Source organism: Erythrobacter sp. THAF29 (assembly GCF_009363635.1).
Lineage (GTDB): Bacteria > Pseudomonadota > Alphaproteobacteria > Sphingomonadales > Sphingomonadaceae > Erythrobacter.
This window is the reverse complement of record NZ_CP045392.1, coordinates 1,242,500-1,265,817: the sequence shown is the minus strand read 5'-3', so window position 1 is coordinate 1,265,817 and position 23,318 is coordinate 1,242,500. Positions and strand designations below refer to the sequence as shown.

The 23,318-nt window shown below is 63.0% G+C and carries 25 protein-coding genes and 1 tRNA gene; 14 read left to right on the top strand and 12 right to left on the bottom strand.

The window, feature by feature from the left end; translation table 11 throughout:
• Positions 1–37: 37 nt before the first annotated feature.
• Complete coding sequence (gene rmuC, locus FIU90_RS06155) at positions 38–1,444, bottom strand: DNA recombination protein RmuC (RefSeq protein ID WP_152433983.1); 1,407 nt, start codon at positions 1,442–1,444, stop codon at positions 38–40.
• A 107-nt stretch (positions 1,445–1,551) separates the two neighbouring features.
• Here rmuC and FIU90_RS06150 point away from each other — a divergent pair, with 107 nt between their 5' ends.
• A complete protein-coding gene (locus tag FIU90_RS06150) occupies positions 1,552–1,956 on the top strand; it encodes a four-helix bundle copper-binding protein (protein ID WP_152433982.1) in 405 nt (134 codons plus the stop codon).
• Between the two features lie 117 nt (positions 1,957–2,073).
• On the opposite strand, the gene def is transcribed toward FIU90_RS06150, so the two are convergent.
• Positions 2,074–2,646, bottom strand: a complete 573-nt coding sequence (gene def / locus FIU90_RS06145; RefSeq protein WP_152433981.1) for a peptide deformylase — start codon at positions 2,644–2,646, stop codon at positions 2,074–2,076.
• An 11-nt stretch (positions 2,647–2,657) separates the two neighbouring features.
• Between def and FIU90_RS06140 the strand changes: the two genes are divergently transcribed.
• A complete protein-coding gene (locus FIU90_RS06140) occupies positions 2,658–3,047 on the top strand; it encodes a DUF1330 domain-containing protein (RefSeq protein ID WP_152433980.1) in 390 nt (129 codons plus the stop codon).
• Positions 3,048–3,068: 21 nt separating this feature from the next.
• Here FIU90_RS06140 and recR read toward each other — a convergent pair whose 3' ends face one another.
• Positions 3,069–3,662 (bottom strand): recombination mediator RecR, encoded by a 594-nt coding sequence (gene recR / locus FIU90_RS06135; protein WP_152433979.1) that lies wholly within the window; start codon positions 3,660–3,662, stop codon positions 3,069–3,071.
• A gap of 64 nt (positions 3,663–3,726) precedes the next feature.
• On the opposite strand from recR, the gene fmt reads away from it, so the two are divergent.
• Genes fmt through FIU90_RS06120 form a run of 3 tightly spaced genes read left to right on the top strand, consistent with a single transcriptional unit; the run spans position 3,727 to position 6,511 of the window.
• Positions 3,727–4,632: a methionyl-tRNA formyltransferase gene (fmt, locus tag FIU90_RS06130; RefSeq protein WP_152435724.1), complete on the top strand. Its 906-nt coding sequence runs from the start codon at positions 3,727–3,729 to the stop codon at positions 4,630–4,632.
• Positions 4,629–5,402, top strand: coding sequence for a tRNA pseudouridine(38-40) synthase TruA (truA, locus tag FIU90_RS06125; protein WP_152433978.1), 774 nt, complete (start codon positions 4,629–4,631; stop codon positions 5,400–5,402). Before fmt ends, truA begins: the two co-directional genes overlap by 4 nt.
• On the top strand, positions 5,399–6,511 hold the full coding sequence (locus FIU90_RS06120) for a zinc-binding dehydrogenase (RefSeq protein ID WP_152433977.1): 1,113 nt from the start codon (positions 5,399–5,401) through the stop codon (positions 6,509–6,511). Before truA ends, FIU90_RS06120 begins: the two co-directional genes overlap by 4 nt.
• A gap of 146 nt (positions 6,512–6,657) precedes the next feature.
• Here FIU90_RS06120 and FIU90_RS06115 read toward each other — a convergent pair whose 3' ends face one another.
• Complete coding sequence (locus tag FIU90_RS06115) at positions 6,658–7,638, bottom strand: asparaginase (protein WP_152433976.1); 981 nt, start codon at positions 7,636–7,638, stop codon at positions 6,658–6,660.
• Between the two features lie 109 nt (positions 7,639–7,747).
• On the opposite strand from FIU90_RS06115, the gene FIU90_RS06110 reads away from it, so the two are divergent.
• Positions 7,748–7,820 (top strand) — tRNA-Val (locus FIU90_RS06110).
• A 9-nt stretch (positions 7,821–7,829) separates the two neighbouring features.
• On the opposite strand, the gene FIU90_RS06105 is transcribed toward FIU90_RS06110, so the two are convergent.
• Positions 7,830–8,417, bottom strand: a complete 588-nt coding sequence (locus tag FIU90_RS06105; protein ID WP_152433975.1) for a TlpA disulfide reductase family protein — start codon at positions 8,415–8,417, stop codon at positions 7,830–7,832.
• A 40-nt stretch (positions 8,418–8,457) separates the two neighbouring features.
• Between FIU90_RS06105 and argH the strand changes: the two genes are divergently transcribed.
• Genes argH through FIU90_RS06085 form a run of 4 tightly spaced genes read left to right on the top strand, consistent with a single transcriptional unit; the run spans position 8,458 to position 12,181 of the window.
• Complete coding sequence (gene argH, locus FIU90_RS06100) at positions 8,458–9,834, top strand: argininosuccinate lyase (RefSeq protein WP_152435723.1); 1,377 nt, start codon at positions 8,458–8,460, stop codon at positions 9,832–9,834.
• Positions 9,834–10,070: a lipoprotein gene (locus FIU90_RS06095; protein WP_370515198.1), complete on the top strand. Its 237-nt coding sequence runs from the start codon at positions 9,834–9,836 to the stop codon at positions 10,068–10,070. The genes argH and FIU90_RS06095 overlap by 1 nt, the downstream gene beginning before the upstream one ends.
• Before the next feature lie 3 nt (positions 10,071–10,073).
• Positions 10,074–11,333 carry a diaminopimelate decarboxylase gene (gene lysA / locus FIU90_RS06090; RefSeq protein WP_152433973.1) on the top strand — a complete coding sequence of 420 codons (1,260 nt, stop codon included), beginning with the start codon at positions 10,074–10,076 and terminating at the stop codon, positions 11,331–11,333.
• On the top strand, positions 11,330–12,181 hold the full coding sequence (locus FIU90_RS06085; protein WP_152433972.1) for a bifunctional precorrin-2 dehydrogenase/sirohydrochlorin ferrochelatase: 852 nt from the start codon (positions 11,330–11,332) through the stop codon (positions 12,179–12,181). Before lysA ends, FIU90_RS06085 begins: the two co-directional genes overlap by 4 nt.
• Here the strand turns inward: FIU90_RS06085 and FIU90_RS06080 are convergent.
• Complete coding sequence (locus FIU90_RS06080) at positions 12,178–13,167, bottom strand: MarR family transcriptional regulator (RefSeq protein WP_172970196.1); 990 nt, start codon at positions 13,165–13,167, stop codon at positions 12,178–12,180. The genes FIU90_RS06085 and FIU90_RS06080 overlap by 4 nt on opposite strands.
• A 130-nt stretch (positions 13,168–13,297) precedes the next feature.
• Here FIU90_RS06080 and FIU90_RS06075 point away from each other — a divergent pair, with 130 nt between their 5' ends.
• Together FIU90_RS06075 and FIU90_RS06070 are read left to right on the top strand one after the other, a co-directional pair.
• Entirely contained in the window at positions 13,298–13,876 is a 579-nt protein-coding gene (locus tag FIU90_RS06075; protein WP_152433970.1) for an RNA polymerase sigma factor, read from the top strand.
• Positions 13,873–14,256, top strand: coding sequence for a DUF6768 family protein (locus tag FIU90_RS06070; protein WP_152433969.1), 384 nt, complete (start codon positions 13,873–13,875; stop codon positions 14,254–14,256). The genes FIU90_RS06075 and FIU90_RS06070 overlap by 4 nt, the downstream gene beginning before the upstream one ends.
• Here the strand turns inward: FIU90_RS06070 and FIU90_RS06065 are convergent.
• Positions 14,253–14,816 (bottom strand): murein L,D-transpeptidase family protein, encoded by a 564-nt coding sequence (locus FIU90_RS06065; RefSeq protein ID WP_152433968.1) that lies wholly within the window; start codon positions 14,814–14,816, stop codon positions 14,253–14,255. The genes FIU90_RS06070 and FIU90_RS06065 overlap by 4 nt on opposite strands.
• A gap of 80 nt (positions 14,817–14,896) precedes the next feature.
• Positions 14,897–16,186 carry an adenylosuccinate synthase gene (locus tag FIU90_RS06060; protein ID WP_152433967.1) on the bottom strand — a complete coding sequence of 430 codons (1,290 nt, stop codon included), beginning with the start codon at positions 16,184–16,186 and terminating at the stop codon, positions 14,897–14,899.
• Between the two features lie 161 nt (positions 16,187–16,347).
• Here FIU90_RS06060 and FIU90_RS06055 point away from each other — a divergent pair, with 161 nt between their 5' ends.
• Entirely contained in the window at positions 16,348–17,391 is a 1,044-nt protein-coding gene (locus FIU90_RS06055; protein ID WP_172970195.1) for an alpha/beta hydrolase, read from the top strand.
• On the opposite strand, the gene FIU90_RS06050 is transcribed toward FIU90_RS06055, so the two are convergent.
• The 3 genes from FIU90_RS06050 to FIU90_RS06040 all read right to left on the bottom strand — a co-directional run bounded on the left by FIU90_RS06050 (position 17,388) and on the right by FIU90_RS06040 (position 21,446).
• Positions 17,388–18,494, bottom strand: a complete 1,107-nt coding sequence (locus FIU90_RS06050) for an ATP phosphoribosyltransferase regulatory subunit (protein WP_152433965.1) — start codon at positions 18,492–18,494, stop codon at positions 17,388–17,390. The genes FIU90_RS06055 and FIU90_RS06050 overlap by 4 nt on opposite strands.
• 60 nt (positions 18,495–18,554) lie before the next feature.
• Positions 18,555–20,138, bottom strand: coding sequence for a phosphoglycerate dehydrogenase (gene serA, locus FIU90_RS06045; protein WP_152433964.1), 1,584 nt, complete (start codon positions 20,136–20,138; stop codon positions 18,555–18,557).
• A 126-nt stretch (positions 20,139–20,264) separates the two neighbouring features.
• Complete coding sequence (locus tag FIU90_RS06040; RefSeq protein ID WP_152433963.1) at positions 20,265–21,446, bottom strand: phosphoserine transaminase; 1,182 nt, start codon at positions 21,444–21,446, stop codon at positions 20,265–20,267.
• A gap of 188 nt (positions 21,447–21,634) precedes the next feature.
• On the opposite strand from FIU90_RS06040, the gene FIU90_RS06035 reads away from it, so the two are divergent.
• Positions 21,635–22,837, top strand: a complete 1,203-nt coding sequence (locus tag FIU90_RS06035; RefSeq protein ID WP_152433962.1) for a glycosyltransferase family 1 protein — start codon at positions 21,635–21,637, stop codon at positions 22,835–22,837.
• Positions 22,838–22,840: 3 nt separating this feature from the next.
• On the opposite strand, the gene FIU90_RS06030 is transcribed toward FIU90_RS06035, so the two are convergent.
• On the bottom strand, positions 22,841–23,269 hold the full coding sequence (locus tag FIU90_RS06030) for a hypothetical protein (protein WP_152433961.1): 429 nt from the start codon (positions 23,267–23,269) through the stop codon (positions 22,841–22,843).
• Between the last annotated feature and the right edge of the window lie 49 nt (positions 23,270–23,318).

Sequence of the window (23,318 nt, the reverse complement as noted above, 5' to 3'; positions counted from 1 at the left end):
AGCGTGACAGCGGGATTGCGAGTAGGAAAGTCGTTCTCTACTCCGCCGCATCGCGCTTGTCCTCGATCGCATCGACCTCGTCCGCATCCTGCGCGGTGTAGCGCGGAGCGGATTCGACCAGCGGCACATCCTCGATTTCGCGCTTGCCGATCTCGATCCCTTTTTCCGCGAGCCGCTTGCCCGACGAGAGCACGTTGCGTTCGAAACTGCCGACGAACTTGTTGTAATTGTTGACCGCGGTTTCCAGCCCTCCGCCGACGCGTTTAAGGTGGCTCGCGGCAACGCTCAGCCGTTCGTACAATTCCGCCCCCATGCGGCCGATTTCCTGCGCTTCTTTTGCGAGCCCGTCCTGCCGCCAGACCTGCGCGACGGTGCGCGCAATGGCGACGAGATTGGTCGGGGTGGCGAGCAGCACGCGCCGCTCGAACGCGAAATCCCACAGCGTCGGATCGTGTTCGAGCGCGGCGGCGACGAAATGCTCGCCCGGCACGAACATCACGACATAATCGGGCGCTTCCTCGAACTGAGACTGGTAGGCTTTCGCGCCCAGTTGCTGCACGTGATTGCGCATCGAGCGGACATGGTCGGCAAGTGCGGCATCACGCGCCTCGTCGTCATCGGCCTCAAACGCGGCCTGATAGGCGTTCAGCGAAACCTTGGCATCGATTACCAGCACTTTCCCACCTGGAATGCGAACGATGGCGTCAGGCCGCAGCCGACCGTCTTCCGTATCGATCGAGGATTCGAGCTCGAAATCGGTGTGCTGGGCAAGACCGACCTGTTCTAGCAGGTTCTTCAATTGCTGCTCGCCCCAACGCCCGCGCGCTTTGGGAGCGTTGGTGAGCGAATTGCCGAGCCTTTGCGCTTCGCGCCGCACCTGTTCCTGCCCCTCGCGCATCGACTGGATAAGGCCATGAAGCTGCCCGAAAGCGTCCTTGCGCTGGTTTTCGAGTGTTTCGACCTGTTTCTCGTACTTCTCCAACCGCTCGCTGACAGGCTTCAACAGACCCGCGACCGCTTCCTTGTTCTGCGCCTCGGCATCACCAAGCCGCTTACTCGCTTCTGCGGCAAATTTCTCGCGCGCTGCTTCAAGCACCTTTGAGCCGGTATTCTCGAACTCCTTGAGCAGCTTGTCGCGCGATTCCTCGAGCAAACGCTTCTGTTCGGCAAAGCCGGCCCGCTCGGCCCTGAATGCAGCATTCTCCTCGCGCAACTTGTCCAGTTCCGCAGCCAAGGCATCCGCGCGCCCCGCCCTCTCCCGCGCGGCGGACAGATCGATCTTCGCCTCACCCAGTTCGGCGATTGCGGCCTTGAACTCGACCTCGCGCGCATCGAGCCGTTCGCGCAAATCGGCAGCGGGCTTCGAACCCAGAAACCAACCGATCGCGCCGCCCGTCAGCAGCGCGATCATGGCGACGATTGCAATCAGAACATTTCCATCCATAGCTGGAACATAGACGGAACGACAATGCGCGCCAAGCGGCAATTACCGCCAATCCGGAACCAATCCCCAGCCCTGTTCGCTGCACCAGCAAGAAGGGAGAAAACGCGATGTCGATCAAGGAAATGATCCAGGACCACCCCGATGTGGGTGAGGACTACACCAAGGAGCTCGGCGAGGCGGTCAAACACGCAATGTATGCCGCCGCGATCATCAATTCCTGCGCCGATGCCTGTCTTGCCGAGGCCGATGCGAAGGAGCGCGCCGAATGCATCCGCCGCTGTCTCGATGCGTCGGACGCCTGCACCGCCTTTTATCGCATGGGCTCGCGCCGGACGGGCGAGAACGTGCTCGCGATCCGGGCCATCGGTCTCGCGACGATCGTGGCGTGCGAACAGTGCCGCGATATGTGCGCAATGCATGACGACCGGCATTGCAGGCGATGCGTGCAGATCTGCGAGGAAGTCATCCGCGACGTGAATGCAGCGGTCGCGGTAATGAAGAAAGAGGCATAGACGCGCTCGATCCGGCTCGGCACCGCCGAGCCGCAAGGGCTGCCGCCCGCCCATAACGGGGCGGCCTTCAGGACGTGAGAGCGAGAAAATGAAACGCCGGAGGGCGTTCGGAGCTGGTTACGCCGCCTGACGAAGTTTCTTGAGTTTTTTCAGCGCCATGTTGCGCTTGAGGCGCGAGAGGTGGTCGATGAACAGGATGCCTTCAAGGTGGTCCATCTCGTGCTGGAGGCACGTGGCAAGCAATCCCTCAAGATGCTCTTCGTGGTGGTTCCCGTCGAGATCCTGATAGCGCACCGTACATGTCGCCGGGCGATCCACGTCGGCGTAGATTTCGGGGACCGAAAGGCAGCCTTCCTGATAGGTCGAAAGTTCCTCGGCCGGATCGACGATCTTGGGATTGATGAAGACGCGCGGCTCCTTCTTCGTCGCCGGATGCGTGTGCTTCGTCCCGTCATGCTCGCATTCGACCGGCTCTGCATCGGGGTCTTCGGGCTGGAGGTCGATCACCAGCACGCGCTTAGGCACGCCGACCTGGATTGCCGCAAGACCGATGCCCGGCGCATCGTACATCGTCTCGAACATATCGGCGACGAGGTTGCGCAGATCGTCGTTGAACTCATCGGGTTCAACATTTGCAGAGACGGTCTTGAGCCGGGGGTCCGGCACTTCCAGGATTTCGCGAATAGCCATGAGGAATAAATATGCGGCCCGTTTCGATTGTTCAAGCGCTGCTGGTGCTGGTTCTGGCGGTTCCAGCTCATGCCGATACCGGCTCTGCGTCGGTCGATGCAGCGGAAGCAACCACCAAGGCGTATCTGGTCTCCGAAATCGCGCCGAGCGATATGGGATCCTATCGCGCCTATTTGCAGGCGGTTTTGCCGATCATACAGAGCTTTGGCGGCCGGGTCCTGGTATCACCCTTCGATCCGTCACAGGTGATCGAAGGTAGGGAACTGGAAGGCCGGTTGGCGGTGATCGAGTTTCCTTCTGCCACGGCGCGCGATGCATTCTGGAATTCACCGGAATATCTTGCGGTCAAGCATTTGCGGCTCGATAATGCGAAGTCGCGGATCATTCACGTCGGGAAATAGCGCGCTGGCAGGCGATTGGTACTAAACCGGCCTTCTCGCCCTCAGCGCCTGCGCCAATGTTCCTTCGTCGAGATAGTCGAGTTCGCCGCCTACGGGCAGGCCGTGCGCGAGCTGGGTGATCCGCAGATTGAACGGCTCCAGCCGCTCGGCGAGGTAATGCGCGGTGGTCTGCCCTTCGAGCGTGGCGTTCATGGCGAGCACTACCTCATCCACCTCGCCGGTTTCGACCCGGTCGAGCAGCGAGGCCACGTTGAGGTCCTCCGGGCCGACGCCGTCGAGTGCGGAGAGCTTGCCGCCAAGCACGTGGTAGCGCCCCTGGAACAGCCGCGCGCGGTCGAGCGCCCAGACATCGGCGACATCCTCGACCACGCAAAGCGATTTCGCATCGCGCCGGGGATCGGTGCAGATGCCGCAAGGATCGCGCGTGTCGACATTGCCACATGTCGAACATTCCACCAGCGTCTCGGACACGGCGTCCAATGCTTCGAGCAATGCGGGCAACGCCTGTTCGCGGTTCTTCACCAGCCACAGCACCGCACGCCGCGCCGAGCGCGGCCCGAGGCCCGGCAACCGGGCGAGCGCTCCGGAGAGCGCTTCGATCTCTTGCGATGCCATGGGTGGAGAGATAGGGGCTGGCTGACTTTCGAGAAAGGCCTACGCAGCACTCATGCGCCCAAAACTGCGGACAATCTTCATGGGAACGCCCGATTTTGCGGTGCCCGCGCTCGTCGCGCTGCATGAAGCCGGGCATGAAATCGCCTGCGTTTACACCCAGCCGCCACGCCCGGCGGGCCGGGGCAAGAAGCTGCGCCCTTCCCCGGTGCAGGCGAAAGCGGAGGAACTCGGCATCCCTGTGCGTTCGCCCCGGTCGCTGCGAAACGAAGAGGCGCAGGCGGAATTCGCTGCGCTCGACGCAGACGTGGCGGTGGTCGCTGCCTATGGCCTGATCCTGCCGCAGCCGGTTCTCGATGCGCCCAAACACGGCTGCCTCAACATCCATGCCTCGATCCTGCCGCGCTGGCGGGGCGCGGCACCGATCCACCGCGCGATCATGGCGGGGGACGAGGAAACGGGGGTCACGATAATGCAGATGGAGGCAGGGCTCGATACCGGCCCGATGCTGCACATCGTGCGCACGCCGATTGCCGACAAGACCACCGGCGACCTCACCGCCGAGCTTGCCGAGCTGGGCGCAGGCGCGATGGTCGAGGTGCTGGCGAACCTCGATGGCTATGCCCCGCAGCCGCAGGAGGATGCGGCGGCGACTTACGCGCCCAAGATCGACAAGGCCGAGGCGCGGATCGACTGGTCGCTCCCGGCAGGCGAACTGGTGCGGCATGTCCACGGCCTCTCGCCCTTTCCCGGAGCTTGGTTCGAGCTTGCAGGCGAGCGCGTAAAAGTGCTGCGGGCGGAGGCGGTCGAGGGCAGCGGCGAGCCGGGCGAAGTGCTCGACAGCGGCCTTTCCATCGCCTGCGGCAGCGGCGCGCTGCGCCCGATCCGCCTGCAACGCGCGGGCAAGCCGGCGATGAGCCGCGAGGAATTCCTTCGCGGATATCCCATAGAATCCGGAGTTAGCGTCGATTGACCCGCTTCGCGCTCACCTACGAATTCGATGGCACCCCGTTTCAGGGTCTCCAGCGGCAGGCGCACGGGCCGAGCGTGCAGCAGTCGATCGAAGAGGCTCTCAACAAGGTCACGGGCGAAGATGCACGCCTCCATTCCTCGGGCCGCACCGATACCGGCGTCCACGCCATCGCGATGGTGAGCCATGTCGACCTCGAAAAGGACATCGCCCCATTCCGCCTGATGGAGGCGCTGAACGCACATCTGCGCCCCGATCCGATCGCGATCAACCGGTGCCGCGCCGTCAGCGACGATTGGCACGCGCGTTTCTCGTGCATCGGCAGGCGCTATCTCTACCGCATCGTCAACCGCCGCGCCCCGCTCGCGCTCGCCAGGGACCGTGCCTGGCAGGTTGCGCAAAAGCTCGATGTCGATGCCATGCACCGCGCCGCGCAGGCGCTGGTCGGGCGGCACGACTTCACCACTTTCCGCTCGGTCCATTGCCAGGCGAAAGACCCGGTGAAGACGCTCGACCGGCTCGACGTGGTGCGCGCCGAGGGGCTGTTCGGCCCCGAAATCCACATTCAAGCCGAAGCGCGCAGCTTCCTCCACCACCAGGTCCGCTCGATGGTCGGCTGCCTCAAGCTCGTCGGCCAGGGGACATGGGAGGAGGAACAGGTCGGCAAGGCGCTCGAAGCGCGCGACCGGGCGCAATTGGGCCTTAACGCCCCGCCCCACGGCCTGTACTTCGTCGAGGCGATTTATCCCGAATCAGGAGAGACACAGCAATGACAACGACCGGAAAGCAGCTTTTCACAACCCTCACCGAAGACGGGAAACTGACGCTCGAGATCGAGGACGTGACCTTTCCCGAGCCCACCGGCAACCAGGTGCTGGTCAAGATGGAGGCCGCGCCGATCAACCCGTCCGACCTCGCGATCCTCACCAGCGCTGCTGATTTCGACAATGCCGAATATTCGCCCGGCAAAGTCGTGGCCGACATGCCAGAACCGTTTCTTTCGGGTCAGAAGGGCCGCCACGGACAACGCCTGCCCGCCGGAAACGAGGGCGCAGGCACGGTGGTTGCGACCGGAGACAGCGACATGGCAAAGGCACTTATGGGCCAGCGTGTCGCCTGCGTGCCGGGTAACGCGTTCAGCCAATACGCGATTGCTGACGCAATGATGTGCCTGCCGCTGGGCGATCACGATGCGGAAACGGGCGCTTCGAGCTTCGTGAACCCCATGACCGCGCTTGGATTTGTCGAAACCGCACGGATGGAAGGCCACGACGCTATCGTGCATCTCGCCGCGGCCTCGAACCTGGGTCAGATGCTCAACAAGATCTGTCTCGAAGACGGGTTGAAGCTCGTCAATGTCGTGCGCAAGCAGGAACATGTCGATCTGCTCAAGGGACTCGGCGCCAAATGGGTCGTGAACTCGTCGGATGACGATTACATGGCGCAGCTGCGCGCAGCGATCAGCGAAACGGGCGCGTTTCTCGGCTTCGATCCCATCGGCGGCGGGCAGAACACGGACCACGTGTTGAAAGCCATGGAACAGGTCGCGGCCAGCCAGATGGAGGAATATTCGCGCTACGGATCGAACCAGGACAAGAAGATGTACATGTATGGTCGGCTCGACTTGTCGCCGACCATCCTCACGCCGAGCTACGGCCTGCAATGGTGCGTGCAGGGCTGGCTGCTCACGCCGTTCCTGCAAAAGGTCGGGATGGAGACGGTGGTGAAGATGCGCACCCGCGTGCAGCAGAACCTCACGACCACATTTGCATCGCATTACAAGACCAAGGTCAATCTCGAAGAGATGCTGACCAAGGAAGCGATCACCGACTATCGCCAGATGAAGACCGGCGAGAAATATCTCGTGACGCCCTGGGAATAATTGGATCCCGGCTGCGCAGCAGCCGCAAGCGCGGAAGCGAAGTCGAAGACGAAGCTGGCCGAAGGCCACCTGCAAGCGCGCTCGCAGCGATGCGATCTTCGATCGCGTGAGCGAGGATTTCGCACGCCGGAGGGCGCGTGTAAGAGCTAGGGCTTATCGAATGCAGTCTGGATTTCGCCGGGATCGGTGATCCCGTTCGCGATCAGCATCTGGAGCAGGATCCGGGCCTTGGCCGGGCCGAGGGCGCGCCCGGCGACAAAGCCGTTTTCGTCGTCCTCTGGCTCGCGGTCCACCAATCCCTCGGCAAGGCGGGTCGAGCGCACGACGCGCAGCCCCTTGCGGGCGAGCTCGACAAGCCTTTTCCGCACCGGTTCGGGCATGTTCCCCTCGCCCACCCCGCACACCACGACGCCGCGCGTTTCGCGGGTTACAAGCCGGTCGACATAATCGGGTGTCATCGCGGCATGGACGAACAGCACCGGCACGTCGGGCAGGTCGGTGCGGAACGGGGATCGCGCCTCGCCCGCCACCCGCCAGGGCGCGCCGAACCAGTCGAGCGCGCTCGGTGTAACAAGGCCGACCGCATCGCGTGGGAAGCCGGAAAAGGCATCGGTGCCGCGGGTCCGGGACTTGCGGACGTCTCGCGCGGCGAAAACCCGGTCCCCCATCACGACAAGCACCCCCCTGCCCGCAGCCTCGGGATCGCTCACGACCCGTACAGCATTGGCGAAATTGCGCAGCCCGTCATATCCGACCGCGGTTATCGGCCGCATCGCACCGACCAGGACCACCGGCTTTGTCGTCGGCAGCGTCAAGTCGAGCAGGAAGGCGGTTTCCTCCACGGTGTCGGTGCCGTGAGTGATGACAACGCCGCTGCATTCCGGATCGGCCAACGCGGCGCTCGCGCAGGTGTGAAGATCGTGCCAGATGGCGGGCGTGATGTCCTCCGATCCGATATTGGCGATCTGCTTACCCGTCAGCCGCGCCTCGATGCCGAGTTCCTCGACCCGTTCGAGAAACTCCTCGATGCCGATCTGCCCCGGGCGATAATCGTGGCGGGTGGCCGAATCCGCAGCACCGGCGATCGTGCCGCCGGTTGCGAGGACAAGGATGCTTGGCGATTTCATGGCGCGCAAATAACAACGCGGCGCGATTTACACCACATGCGCAATTGATTTTGAACTTTTTGGCGCTAGATAGCCCTCACCGCGACGCGACAAGCGTCGCCTGGCCGTGGGGCGATTAGCTCAGTTGGTAGAGCATCTCGTTTACACCGAGAGGGTCGGCAGTTCGAGCCTGTCATCGCCCACGGCACCCTCTATCCTTTGATAGCTTCCCTTATCGCCGCCATCGCCTCTTCCGAATCCCATTCGTAACCGCCCGAGACGCGGAAGAGCTCCTTCCCCTCGGCATCGAACAGGATCGTGAGCGGCATCAACCCGCTTTCGTTGAGCGCCTCGCCCAGCTTCGCATCCTCGTCGAGCCATTGTTCGAGATTGGCAAAGTTGCGCTGAGCGAAAAACGGCTCGACCACATCGGCGCCGCGCATGTCCTGACTGATGGTCAGCACCTTCACCTCGTCGCCCATCTCGCTGGCAAGCGCATCGAGCGTCGGCATCTCGATCACGCAGGGCGCGCACCATGTCGCCCACAAATTGAGCAGAACCGGCTTGCCCTTGAGTTCGGCGGTATCGAGCGTTGCCCCGGACGGATCGCTGAAGGTCATTTGCGGTAGCTCCGTACCCGCCCTGAACCGCACGATCTGACCAGGAAGCGGCGGCGGAGCAGGTGGAGTGGTGCTCGGCCCGATAGCGTCTTCCGCCCGTTGCGATAAATCTTCGGTCGCACTATCGCAGCCTGCAAGGGCCAGCGCGGCCGCAGCGAGAACGAGCAAAGTCCGGTTCATGAGCGACTCCTCAGACAGATCAAACCAGGCCTCCAATGCAATGTGGGGCGGCAGGTTCGCCGACGGACCTAGCGCGATCATGCGCGAAATCAACGCTTCGATTCCGTTCGACAAGGCGCTTTGGCGTCAGGATATCGCCGGTAGCCAGGCCCACGTGGCAATGCTCGCGAGGCAGGGGATCGTCAGCGAAGAGGACGCAAAGGCGATTTCCGAAGGGCTCGACAGGATCGCTTCGGAATACGAGATGGCAGGCGTGCCAGAGGACTGGGACCTCGAGGACATTCACATGACCACCGAGGCGCGGCTCGCCGAGCTTATCGGCCCGGTCGCTGGACGCCTCCACACCGCGCGCAGCCGCAACGACCAGGTCGCGACCGATTTCCGCATGTGGGTGCGCGATGCAATTGACCAGATGGATCACGGGCTCGAGGCATTGCAGAACGAGCTCGTCTTCCGCGCCGAGGAACATGCGGAAAGCATCATGCCGGGCTTCACCCACCTCCAGACCGCGCAGCCGGTGACACTGGGCCACCACCTGATGGCCTATTACGAGATGTTCGGCCGCGACCGCTCGCGGCTGGCCGATGCCCGCGCGCGGCTCAATGAATGCCCGCTCGGCAGCGCAGCGCTCGCGGGGACCGGATTTCCCATCGACCGCGAGATGACGAGCGAGGCGCTGGGCTTCGACGGGCCGACCGCCAACTCCCTCGATGCCGTATCCGACCGCGATTTCGCGATGGATTATCTGTACGCCGCCAGTGTCACAGCATTGCATCTCTCGCGACTGGCCGAGGAACTCATCATCTGGGCGAGCCAGCCCTTCGGATTTGTGAGGATGCCCGACGCGCTTTCGACTGGCTCATCAATCATGCCGCAAAAAAAGAACCCCGACGCCGCCGAGCTGGTCCGCGGCCATGCGGGGCGAGTGATCGGCTGCCACACCGCGCTGATGATCACGATGAAGGGCCTGCCGCTCGCCTATTCGAAAGACATGCAGGACGACAAACCGCCTGTATTCGAGGCGGCCGGACTGATGGCGCTCTCGATCGCGGCGATGACAGGAATGATCGCCGACAGCACCTTCAACACCGAACGGATGCGCGAGGCGGCCGAGCTGGGATATGCCACCGCGACCGACCTTGCCGACTGGCTGGTTCGCGAAGCCGACATTCCGTTTCGAGAGGCACATCATATCACCGGCGCAGCGGTGAAGCTCGCCGAAAGCCGCGGCTGTGCGCTCGACGATTTGCCGCTTGCCGATCTGCAGAAGATAGACGACCGCATCGACGAGCGAATATTCGAGGCCTTGAGTGTAGATGCCTCGGTGGCCGCGCGTTCGAGCTATGGCGGAACCGCGCCCGACGAGGTACGTAGACAGGTGAAACGCGCGCGCGCCGCGCTCGGATTGGATGGATGATGCGCACGATAGTTTGCCTTGCTCTTGGCCTCGCGCTCGCGGCGTGCGGCACCCGCGCACCGCTCGAACCGCGAGAGGGTGCGAGCCTGCCGGTCGCTCCCTACGGCGCACCCGAAAAGCCGACTTCCGAAGAGCTGCTCGAACTGGATGCGCTCGCGGCGCCCGAACGCAGCGTGGAACTTCGCCGCCGGTCCGAGGAACGCGCCGACGATCCTTTCGATCTCCCGCCCGAGTAAGCCATGGACCATTTCGCCCTTCGTGACGGCGTGATGCACGCCGAGGACGTTCCCCTGCCGCGCATCGCGCAGGAAGTCGGTACGCCCGTCTATGTCTACTCACGCGCCACTTTGGAGCGCCACGCACGGGTGTTTCGCGAGGCCCTTGACGGCGTGCCAGACAAGCTCATCGCATTTGCAGTGAAGGCCAACCCGAACCTTGCGGTTTTGAAAGTTCTTCAAAAACAGGGTTATGGTGCGGATTGCGTTTCAGTCGGCGAGATGCGCCGCGCGCTGGCGGCAGGCATTGCGCCCGAAAAGATCGTGTTCTCCGGCGTCGGCAAGACGGCGGCGGAGCTTCGCGCCGGGCTCGAAGCGGGGATTGGCCAGTTCAATATAGAAAGCGAGGAAGAAGGCATCGAACTCGCCGAAATCGCCGCCGACATGGGCCTCAAGGCGCAGTGCGCTCTGCGCATAAATCCCGATGTCGATGCGGGGACACATGACAAGATTTCGACCGGAAAGGCGGACAACAAGTTCGGCGTACCGATCGACCAGGCGGGGCAGATCTTCGGCAAGCTCGCCGCCCATGACAGCGTGAACCTGCGCGGAGTCGCGGTGCATATCGGCAGTCAGCTGGGCGAACTGGCGCCGCTCGAGCGGGCGTTCGAAAAACTGGGTGCGCTCGTCACGTCGCTCCGCGGTGCGGGGCACACGATCACACATGTCGATCTCGGCGGTGGGCTAGGCGTGCCCTATCGCAAGGGCGATGTTCTGCCATCGCCTGCAGAGTATGGCGAAATGGTCGCGCGGGTGACGAAGGATTGGGGCGTTTCGCTGATCTTCGAACCGGGGCGCGTGATTGCCGGCAATGCCGGCGTGCTGTTGACCCGCGTGGTGCGCGTAAAGCGCGGGCTCAACAATCCGTTCGTTATCGTCGATGCGGCGATGAATGACCTCGCCCGCCCTGCCCTCTATGGCGCGTATCATCATTTCGAAGCCGTCGAACCATCGGGCGAAAGCATGACCGCGAACATTGTCGGTCCGATCTGCGAGACGGGCGACACCTTTGCGATGGGACGCGAATGCGACCGGCTAGAAGGCGGCGATCTCGCCGTTTTCCGCACCGCCGGAGCCTATGGCGCGACCATGGCATCGTCCTACAATTCGCGCGGCTTCGTCGCCGAAGTGCTGGTCGATGGCGACAAGTTTGCGGTTGTCGCCGACCGGATCGATGCGGGCGCAATCATGGACGCGGAGCGCGTGCCCGACTTCCTCGCATGAGCGAACTGGAAAGCCTTCCGCTGTTCCATCGCATAAAGGGCCAACAGGTGCTCGTTCTTGGCGAAGGGGCTGCGGCGGAGCCCAAGCGGAGACTGGTAACGCGCGCGGGCGGGATCGTGGTCGACGATTTGCAGCGCGCGGTGGATGAAGGCGTGCGGATTGCATTCGTCGCATATGATGATCCCAAGGCCTGCGAAACGGCAGCCATAAACCTGCGTTGTGCGGGAATGCTGGTGAATGTGGTCGACCGGCCCGATCTGTGCGATTTCACAACGCCGAGCATCCTCGATCGCAATCCGCTGCTGATCGCGATCGGAACCGGTGGCGCGTCGGCCGGGCTGGCGAAGCACGTTCGATTGCGGCTCGAACGGATACTACCCGAAAGCCTCGGGAAACTCGCCCGCGCCTTGTTCGATGCGAGGCCCGAATTGCGCGATCGTTACCCCGATGGCGGCGACCGGCGAAGAGCGATCGACACTGCTATGAGAGAAGGCGGCACGCTCGATCCGCTCGATCCGGCTTCGCATGAGCGGGTTCGCGACTGGGTGAGAGACGAGAACATCGAACCGAATGCGCGCGTGGAAGAATTCGCGCTTACCAGTGACGATCCCGAAGATCTCACCATCCGTCAGGCGCGCCTCCTGGGAGAGGCGGATGCTGTCTGCGTCGATGGCGCTATCCCGCCCGCCATTCTCGCACGCGCCCGCGCCGATGCGGAACGCTGGACGTGCGATATCGAAGCCTGTCGCAAAGCGCGAGCAGACGGAGAGGTTGCATCGTGCCTCAAGGCCGAAACCATGGCCGAGACGAACCGCCTCACCGTGGTCTTGCGCCGGACGCAATTCTAGGCCGCGTACGCGAGCGGCTGTTCCACTTCGGTGAAGTAGCGGCTCATCGCCTCGAGAGAGTTCGCGCTCAGGGCAATGAATGCACGGCGCTTGTCCGAAGGATCGGCAATCCGTTCGAACACGCCGCTTTCCACCAGCTGTTTTATCCAGCGCAGCGCTGTGGTCGCAGGCACTCCTGATGCAATGCACAGGGAAGTAACCGAAACGCGCTGATGCTCTGCGTGGGCGGCCGTGAGATCGAGCAGCATGTCCCAAGCGGGATCAGCGAAAAGCTCTCCCTCGAAGAACTTCGCGCGGGCCTGGCGTGCCGCGATAAGGCGCCGAACGTGCTGCGGATCGGGGAGCGGGTGTGATTGTGCGCCGCCAACCGGAGCGCGCCCCGCGGGTCCGCTCGCTGGTCGCCAGTCCTGCTTGAAATCGCTGAGCCGCTGCTGTCCGGAACCGGAGCTGTGCAGCGACATCCGGTCGAGCTCTTGCGCGATCGTATCCACCTGCTGCGACAACCGCAGCAATGCGAGCCGGTCTTCCTCGGCCATCTCCGCAACCCGCGACCGGCGCGGCACTGCAAGCACACGGCCAACCGCGACCATGCGTTCGGCGCGACTGGGTTCGACGAGAATCTGCGGCTGCGATTGATCGAAGGCGGCAAAGACATCGTCCAGCGCTTCGAGCGAGGTTGCAACGATGAGATGAGCGTCCGAGCGCGCGACGCGCATATCAAGCCGCGCGAGCGCCGCCAGCCGCCTCGCATCGACCACCGGGCAATCGACCATCACAACATCGCCGAGGATCGTAATCGGCCCTTCGAGCAGGTCAGCGACATTGCCGCCATCCAGACTGCGAAAACCAGCAGCCACGCAGTCCTCGGCAATCTGGGAGCGGACGCCATCGCGGTCGGCAAAAACCGCCACCCTCGCGGGAAGTCCCGCAGGATCGCGCGCAGCTTCATAAGTGAAATCACCGTTCGAATAATCCGCCTGAGCCATCGAATCGCCTCCCTGATTGATGAGAACGAGAGTAGAACAAAGCATGATCAGGTCAAGTAAATGGTGCAAATCGCTGTTGAATACCGGGCAGGATTGAACCTTTTGCGCGAAAGCTGAGACTACCTTTGCGATGACCGAAACCGCACGCCCAGCCGCGCCCCTGTCCGGTGCCTTGTTCGACGAATTGCTCGTCGTGATGATCCAGCAGGGCGAACGTGCTGCGCTGGATCGGTTGCATTCGCGCTGGGACAAGCGGCTCGTCCGCGCGGCCTATCGCTACACTGGCGATGCGGAGCTGGCCCGCGATCTCGCGCAGGAATGCTGGATCGGCATCTGGAAAGGGATTCCCGGTCTGCGCGACCCGTCACGATTTCGCAGCTTCGCCTTCGCGATCCTTCACCGGCGGGGCGCGGACCACCTGCGTCTGGCGATCCGGCGGAAAGACTACGAAAGCCATTCGGACGCCGCGCCGGAAAAGGCCGAAGTCAGCCGCCAGGAAGAAGCGCTCGCCATCGGCGAGGCCTTTGCCTCGCTTCCGCCCGAACAGCGGCTGGCTGCGCACCTGCACTTCGTCGAGGGGCTGACCCTGGCCGAAATCGCCGTCGTCCAATCCATACCGACAGGCACGGCCAAGAGCCGCCTGTTCCACGCCCGCCGCAAGCTGAAGGCGGCGCTCAACCCCGACTTTGCCCAAGGAGAGCTGCAATGAGCACCAACAACCCGACCGATGCACGCATCGCTGAAGCGCTTGGAAGCGACGATCACGCCTTCCTCGCCAGCCTCGATACCGACCGCGGCATGTTCCAGCAGATCGGCGATAGCTGGCACGGTCCGCTGGGCGGATGGGCGCGGTTTGCCTTCGTCATCGCCATCGTGATCGGGCTTGGCCTTGCCTACAGTTTCTACCGCGCTGTCACAGCCGATGGAACCGACGCGATCCTCGGCTGGGGCCTCACCTGCATCGGTTTGCTCGTCATGCAGGGCTTTCTCAAGGAATGGATGTTCGCCCGCATGAATATGCTGACCGTCCTGCGCGAGATAAAGCGCCTGCAGGTGCAGATCGCGATGCTTGAAGAGGACAAGTCCTAGGGGCGGATTTCGATCGGCGTGCCGTTCGGCACGATCCGCCAAAGCTCCTCGATCTCGGCATTGGAGAGCGCGATGCAGCCGTCCGTCCAGTCGCCCGGCAGCGGCGGTCCGCGATAGCCGGTCGGTTGGCCATGGATGAAGATGTCGCCACCGGGCGAGCGACCGTATTGCGCGGCATAGGCGCGGTCCTGGGCATTCGGATAGGAAATGCCGAGCGAGAGGTGAAAGCGGCTCTCAGGGTTGCGTCGGTCGATCGTGTAGACCCCCTCTGGCGTGCGCTCGTCGCCCTCGAAACGTTTATGTCCGCGAGGCGCATCGCCAAAACGGATGCCGCGATAGGCGCGTATTGGATCGCCGTCTCGGTAGGCGACAAGCAAACGCTCCGATTTATCGACGATCAGGTAATCGGCGGTGAGAGGGAGCGGCTGAACCACCGGTGAGGAAATCGCACGCGAGGCGCTGCGCTGAATTTCTCGATCCTGTGCATCGGCAACCTGCTTGGGCGGCGCCGCGCAAGCGGCCGCGAACAGCAACAGGAAAAGGGCGACCAGGCGCTTCATGCATGCAAAGGTAGCGCGAGCGCGCTGCGCAGACAATTCCGGGGCTTTGCGAAGGTCCCACAAAGGGACCCGAAGCGGTGTCAGTCGACGAAGGGATCGCGCATGAGGATGGTATCGTCGCGCTCGGGACTGGTCGAAACCAGTGCCACCGGGCATTCGATCAGTTCCTGCACGCGCTGGATATATTTGATCGCGTTGGCCGGCAGATCGGCGAAGCTGCGCGCGCCCGCGGTGCTCTCGCTCCAGCCTTCCATCTCTTCGTAGATCGGCTCGACCGCCGCCTGGTCGCCGGCGTGGCTGGGCAAATAGTCCATCACGTTGTTCTTGAGGCGGTAGCCGGTGCAGATTTTCACCGTCTCGAGTCCGTCGAGCACATCGATTTTGGTGAGCGCGATGCCGGTGACGCCGCTGATCGCGCAGGTCTGGCGCACCAGCACGGCATCGAACCAGCCGACCCGGCGCTGGCGGCCTGTGACCGTGCCGAATTCGTGGCCGCGCTCGCCGATCCCCTGTCCGATCTCGTCATCGAGTTCGGTCGGGAACGGGCCGGAGCCGACGCGGGTGGTGTAGGCCTTGACGATGCCGAGCACGAAGCCGGTCGAATTGGGGCCGAGCCCGCTGCCTGCAGCCGCCGTGCCGCTCACCGTGTTCGAGCTGGTAACGAAGGGATAGGTGCCGTGATCGACATCAAGGAGGACGCCCTGTGCGCCTTCAAACAGGATCTTCGCGCCTGCCTTGCGCACCTTTTTCAACCGCTTCCACACCGGCTGCGCGAACCGCAGCACGAATGGCGCGACATCGCGCAACTCGGCGAGCAGCGCCTCGCGGTCCACCGGGGGCTGATCGAAACCGGCGCGCAGGGCATCGTGATGCGCGCAAAGCCGATCGAGCTGCGCCTCGAGATCGTCGAGATGCGCAAGATCGCACACCCGGATCGCGCGACGCCCGACCTTGTCCTCGTAGGCAGGGCCGATCCCGCGCCCGGTCGTGCCGATCTTGCCCTTGCCCGCCGCGGTTTCGCGAAGGGCATCGAGATCGCGGTGCATCGGCAGGATGAGCGGGCAATTGTCGGCAATCGCGAGATTGTCGTCATTGACGCGCACGCCCTGGCTTTCGAGCTTCTCCACCTCGTCGCGCAGCGCCCACGGATCGAGCACCACGCCATTGCCGATCATCGACAGCGTGCCCGACACGATGCCCGAAGGGAGCAGCGAGAGCTTGTAGGTCGTCCCGTCGATAACGAGCGTATGGCCGGCATTGTGCCCGCCCTGAAAGCGCACGACCGCATCGGCGCGGCTTGCCAGCCAATCGACGATCTTGCCCTTGCCCTCATCGCCCCACTGGGCGCCGATCACCGTAACGTTGGCCATCAATTACGCTTTCTATGCCGGAGAAAACCCGCGCGGGGCCTAGGCGCTCGGGCGTGGGAGGGCAAGGCGCAGAATTACAATTTGCGACAAGGATTTGCTTTGCCGAACGAAGGGTTCGCGCGAGACCAGCGTTCTACGGGGGCATGACGAGGAGAAATCGTTTGAAACGGCTGTCCAAACTGGTCGCCATCGGCCTGGGAGCGGCGCTGATTGGAACCCCTATCCTGGCCCAGCAACGCGACCGTCCGTCACGCGAATGCGTGCGCGAAATCGTCGAGCTATGCGGGCGCGACCGCTCGAAAATCCGTGCCTGCCTGCAAGAAAAATACGCGCAGCTTTCGGACAGGTGCGCCAGCGAAGTCCGGCAGCGCATCGAGCAGCGCGGCGGCCAGCGCGGCGAACGGAGCGAAAAGGGCGGAGCGGTCCCGCAAGCAGTGGTCAGTCCCGACCGGACCGTGCTCTACGGCAATCACCGTCGTCAGCAGGTCGACGTGTACGAACCTGCAGGAGCGGTCGATCCCCTGCCGCTGGTGCTTCACATCCACGGCGGCGGCTGGTCCTTCGGCAATCACAAACTCGTCCAGTCGAAGCCCGCCCACTTCACTGCCAGCAACTACTACTTCGCCTCCACCGGATACCGGCTGATGCCGGATGCTCCGGTGGAAGATCAGGCAGCGGATATTGGTGCTGCAATCCAGGCATTACGCGGTCAGGCTTCGTCGATTGGCTTCGACCCTGACCGCATCGTCTTGATGGGCCATAGTGCGGGCGCTCACCTTGCCGCGCTCGTTTCTACCGACCCCAAGTTCGCTGGCGACGCCTTCGGCGCGATCCGAGGTGTGATCTTGCTCGATGGCGCGGGCTACGAGATCACGAGCAGCATGGCGAATGCCGAGCCGCGCGCGGCGGGGCTGTACCAGAACGTTTTCGGAGACGACGTCGCGCGTCATGCAGCGCTCTCGCCCGTCACGCATGTCGGCGGGCCGGACGCTCCCAACTGGCTGGCGCTCTACGTCGCCGAGCGCGCGCGATCGAATTACCAGTCGGAGCTGCTCGTCGAACGACTGGTATCCGCAGGAGCTCAAGCCGAAGCCGTTTCGATTTCCGGCACCGATCATGGCCGGATGAACCGCGAAATCGGAATGGAAGCGGGGGCCGAGCAGACTGCGGCTATCGACGCGTTCCTAGCGCGCGTCTTCGGCTAGAGCGGCCTCGCCTCACCATCGGCAAGCACATGGGTGCAGCCAAGTGCCGCCGGATCCTCGTCAGGCGAAAGCTGCTCGATTGTACGCCAGCCCTCGGACCGGAGACGCCTTGCCTTGCTTTCTGAAAAGCCGAGCGGAAGGTAGACAGTCCGCGGGCTCTCCGCCCCCTGTGCGGCCTCAGCGATAGCATCGACATAGAGCGAAAAACCGGTCGCCGCCTCATCCGAGCCGCCGATGCGGTATGTTCCGCCCCGCCCTGCAGCGCCCCGTACGTCGTTTGCATAAAGCGTGAATCCGAACCAGCTCTGATATTCGAATCCGTGCCGTTCGGACGGATCGAGAGTGATGCGCGCGGAGTCGCCGATCCGCGCGGCGATCACCTCGAGGGCATCCAGACGACTCTTCAAGGCCCCGCCCGCGTCGATATCGCGCATGTTCGCCATCGCTTCTTCGAACGGTCCGGTAGCGTAGAGTAGCTGTAAATAGGCTTCGCCGCCTGCAGCTTTCAAGCCGCCTGCATCCTTGGTGTCGAGTTCGCGGCGAACCGCCTCGACCTGATCCGGTTCGAGCGGCAGGGCCTTTTCAGCAAGCGTATCGACGAGGTCGGGCAGCGTGAAATCGACCGAGATGCCGGTCAAGCCTGCCACCTGCAGCGCGCGAACCGAGAGGGCGACGATTTCGCCAGCCGCTGCAGCCGTGTCCGCACCGATCAGCTCGGCTCCAAGCTGCAATCGCTCGCGCGCAGGATCGAGCTGGCTTGCGCGGATCAGCGCGGTGTCGCCGCAATAGGCGAGGCGCAGCGGGCGCGGCGCATCCGCCATACTGGTCGAGGCGATTCGGCCGATCTGCGGCGTGATATCGCTTCTCAGTGCCAGCGTGCGCAGGCTCGAGGGATCGACGAAGCGGAACATCGAGCGCGTCTTCAGCCCCTCCATCCGACGCGCGAGCGAGCCTTCGAATTCGAGCAGCGGCGGGCGCACCCGATCGTATCCGTGGCTACCCAGCACATCGAGGCACGCACGCATCGTGGTCGTGATCCGAGCGGCAGACGCAGGCAGTCGGTCTTCGAGACCTTCAGGCAGGAGATCGGTGTTGTCGGTCATTTCGCGTCAAGCGCCTGTGAGGATAGCGGCCCCGGGTCAAGCCCCGAGGCCGCCATTCGATCAAAAGACGAGCGACTTCACCATCTTCACGCCCTCGACCTTTTCGGCCTCGGCGATCACTTCTGCGCCCGGCGCTTCATCGAGGCTCAGGAGCAACACCGCTTCCCCGCCCGCATCGCGGCGACCGAGGTTGAAAGTGCCGATATTGATCCCGTGGCTGCCTAGCAGCGTCCCGATGCGGCCGATAAAGCCCGGCTTGTCGTCGTTGACGATGTAGAGCATGTGCCCGTCGAGATCGGCCTCAATCCCAATACCGAAAATCTCGACCAGCCGCGGCTTTTCGCTGCCGAACAGCGTACCCGCAACCGATCGCGGCCCGGCATCGGTTTCAACCGTCACGCGGATGAGAGTGTTGAACGCGCCCTCGCGTTCATGGCGGATTTCGCTCACGTCGAGCCCGCGCTCCTTCGCGAGATAGGGCGCGTTGACCATGTTCACCGTGTCGGAATAGCGGCGCATGAAGCCTGCCAGCACCGCGCCGGTAATCGGTTTGCCGTTGAGCTGCGCTGCCGCGCCCTCGCGTTCGATGCTGATCTTGGTGAGGTTGCCGTGCGCCAGCTGCCCGACGAGCGAGCCGAGCTTTTCGGCAAGTGCCATGTAAGGGCGCAGCTTGGGCGCTTCCTCGGCGGAAAGCGAAGGCATGTTGAGCGCATTGGTGACGCCGCCATTGACGAGGTAATCGCTCATCTGCTCGGCCACCTGCAGCGCGACATTGACCTGCGCTTCGGTGGTCGAGGCACCCAGATGCGGCGTGCAGATGAAATTGGGCGCGTCGAAGAGCGGGTTTTCCTTCGCAGGTTCCTCCGCGAAGACGTCGAGCGCGGCAGCTGCGACCTGACCGCTTTCGAGGCAGTCCTTTAGCGCCGCCTCATCGATCAGCCCGCCGCGCGCGCAATTGACGATGCGAATACCGGGCTTTGCGTTCTCGAGCCGCTCTCGGCTCAGGATATTGCGGGTTTGATCGGTCAGCGGAGTGTGGAGCGACACGAAATCCGCTCGGTTCAGCAGATTGTCGAGATCGACTTTCTCGACGCCGAGTTCAATCGCACGTTCCTCGGTCAGGAAGGGATCGTAAGCGATGACCTTCATCTTGAGCCCCTGTGCACGGCTCGCGACGATCGAGCCGATATTGCCCGCGCCTATCAGACCCAGTGTCTTGCCCGTCACCTCGACGCCCATGAAATCCTTCTTGGGCCATTCGCCCGCCTTGGTGCGCGTATTGGCATCGGGTATCTGGCGGGCGAGCGCCATGATCATCGCGATCGCATGTTCGGCGGTGGTGATCGAGTTGCCGAATGGCGTATTCATCACCACCACGCCCTTGCCGCTTGCATAGGGGATATCGACGTTGTCGACGCCGATGCCGGCGCGGCCGATGACCTTGAGATTGGTCGCCGCATCGAGGATTTCGGGCGTGACCTTGGTCGAAGACCGGATGGCGAGGCCGTGATATTCACCGATACGCGCCTTCAGCTCTTCGGGCGTCTCGCCGGTGATCACATCGACGTCGCAGCCGCGCTCTTCGAAAATACGCGCGGCGTTGGGGTCCATCTTGTCCGAAATAAGGACTTTGGGTTTGCTCATGAGGATATTCCTTGAACTCGTCATCCCGGACCTGATCCGGGATCCCGCTTCTCTTTGCGGGTTGGGATAGGGAAAGAAGCGGGACCCCGGCTCGGCGGCCGGGGTGACGCAAAATTGGACGACGGCCTACGTGTTGTCCTTGACCGTTTCGTATGCCCATTCGATCCATGGCAAGAGGCGTTCGATATCCTCTGCTTCGACCGTGCCGCCGCACCAGATGCGCAAGGAGGGCGGTGCGTCGCGATAGCCGTTGAAGTCGTAACCGGCATTGCGCTCTTCGAGCAGCTTGACGATCTTTTTCGGCACAGCGGCCTGATCGTCCGGCGACAGGCTCTCGTACCAGTCTCCCTGAAAGACCATGCACACGCCGGTATTGGTGCGTTTCGCCGGATCGGAAACCATGTTGCGCAGCCACGGCTTCGCCTCGATCCAGTCTTTCACCAGTTTTGCGTTTCTGTCGGCCCGCTCAAAGAGCGCCTGCCTGCCCCCGATCGACTGGGCCCACTCGAGCGCGGCGATGTAGTCCTCGGTCGCGAGCAGCGAGGGGGTGTTGATCGTTGCGCCCTCGAAGATACCCCGATTGATCTTGTCGCCTTTCTTGAGGCGGAAGAGCTTGGGCAGCGGCCATGCGGGGTCGTAGTTTTCGATCCGCTCGACCGCCTTGGGGGAAAGGATCAGCATTCCATGCTGCGCTTCCGACCCCATCACCTTCTGCCACGAATAGGTCGTGGCATCGAGCTTGGGCCAATCCATCTCCTGCGCAAAGATCGCGCTGGTTGCATCGTTGATCGTCACGCCCTCACGGCCCGGCTCGAGCCAGTCGGTATTCGGGATCATCGCGCCGCTGGTGGTGCCGTTCCAGGTGAAGACGACATCGTTGCGCTGCGGGATCGTCGCAAGGTCTGGAATCTCGCCGTAATCGGCGCTCAGCGTCTGAAGGTTGGGCAGCTTGAGCTGCTTCACCGCGTCCTGGATCCAGACATTGCCGAAGCTTTCCCAAGCTGCCACCGTTGCCGGGCGCGCGGGATCGAGCATCGTCCACATCGCGCATTCGAGCGCGCCTGTGTCGGACGCCGGCATGATGCCGACGAGATAATCCTCGGGAATGCCAAGCAGCTCTCTCGACAAATCGATTGCGTATTTGAGGCGCGACTTGCCAACCGCCGAGCGGTGCGAACGACCGAGCGATTCGGTCTTCAGCTTGTTGAGGGACCAGCCCGGGAATTTCACCGTGGGACCGGAGGAAAATTGAGGACGCTCAGGCTTGAGCGGTGGCTCGTGCAAGAGCCCGCGTGCATATTCAGTCATGTATTCTCTCCTTGCAGAGAGCTCGCGCGGCGTTGGGACCGCGTGGCCCACGGGCCGCACTAAAGTTGCGCGTCAAAGAGTCAATCTGAAATCGCGCGGCTTCGGTGGATTGCTCTCGTGCAACGATGAAACTGCAACGGAACACACTCTCGCCAAGAACGCTTCACTCGCCTAAACGTGCCGGCGATATGGAAACATCCGATCTTCGCATCGCGCTATTCAGCGGCAACTACAACTACACGCGTGACGGCGCGAACCAGGCGTTGAACCGTCTTGTCGGTTCGCTGCTCGGCATGGGCGCAGCCGTTCGCGTTTACTCGCCCACGGTCGAAAAGCCTGCTTTCGAGCCGACGGGTGACATGATCAGCGTGCCTTCCGTTGGCGTCCCGTTCGGTCGCGGCGAATACCGCCTCGCGATCGGTCTGGGCCGGAAGGTTAAGCGCGACCTCGAGAGGTTCCAGCCGAATATCGTGCACCTGTCCTCTCCCGATCCGGCCAGCCATGCCGCCCTGCGTTGGGCACAGGATCACGACATCCCCGTGCTCGCCTCGGTTCACACGCGGTTCGAAACCTATCCGCGCTATTACAACCTCGCCTTTATGGAGCCGCTGGTCGTGAAGCTCCTGAAGCGGTTCTACAATCGCTGCGATGCGCTCGTAGCGCCGTCGGACAGCATGATCGAAGAGCTGCTGGAGATGGAGTTTCACGACGACATCACGCTGTGGAGCCGCGGGGTCGATCGCACGATCTTCTCGTCGGAAAAGCGCGATCCGGAATGGCGGCGCTCGCTAGGGCTGGAAGATGACGATGTTGCGGTGGTCTTCCTCGGCAGGCTCGTGATGGAAAAGGGATTGGACGTGTTCGCAGAAACAATTGTCCAGCTCAGGAAGCGTCAGGTTCCGCACAAGGTGCTGGTGATTGGAGACGGCCCTGCGCGCGGCTGGTTTCAGGACAATCTTCCGGGAGGGATTTTCGCAGGCTTCAAGACCGGCGCGGATCTCGGCCGGGCACTTGCCAGCGGGGACATCTTCTTCAACCCCTCTATCACCGAGACGTTTGGCAACGTGACGCTCGAAGCGATGGCTTGCGGGCTTCCCGTTGTGGCGGCCGGAGCGACCGGTGCCGCGAGCCTTGTGGATGACGGGGTCACCGGCAGGCTCGTCCCGCCGAGCAAGGACAAGCACGAAAACGCCGAACGCTTCGCCGAGGCTATCGCGCCCTATTGCACCGATCCTGCTCTGCGCATGTCGCACGGCGCGGCAGGAGAAGCGCGCAGCCGCGAATATTCGTGGGAAGCGATCAACCAGGTCGTCGCCGATACATATATCCGGCTGATCGAACACCGCCGCGCCTTGCAGGAGGCGGAAGCCGCCGAAGCCGCCTCCGCCTGAGGCTTACTTCAGCACTCCCTCGGATTTCATCCGCAGTGCGTACCACATCATGAACAGGGTCGTTGCCCAGATCGTGATCGGGAGCACGAGGCCCTGCATGTCTGCCGGAAGCTCGGAAAGGACCCGCTGGTAGAGCGTCGTCCCGACAAGGCCGACGATCGAAACCGCGATGGCGTGGACCGCAAAGCGCGAGCGCAGCAAAAGCAGAACCGAGCCGAGCACGGCTCCCCATACGCCGAGCGCCCACAAAGCGTCAGCCCAGGCCGGGAAGTTCGAGACATAGGCAATCGCCTCATCCGACATTCCCAGTCCTTCGAGATTTCCGGTTTGGGTAGAGGTGTAACTCCACCCGCCGATGGCATTCCACAGCAGCGTGACAACGCCGACGACCCAAAGGTGCCACGGCGCTTTCGTGCGCGACAGATCATTCATTGTTTTCCTCCCCCAAACCGATGCGACCCGGTCATTGGGAGAATTACGC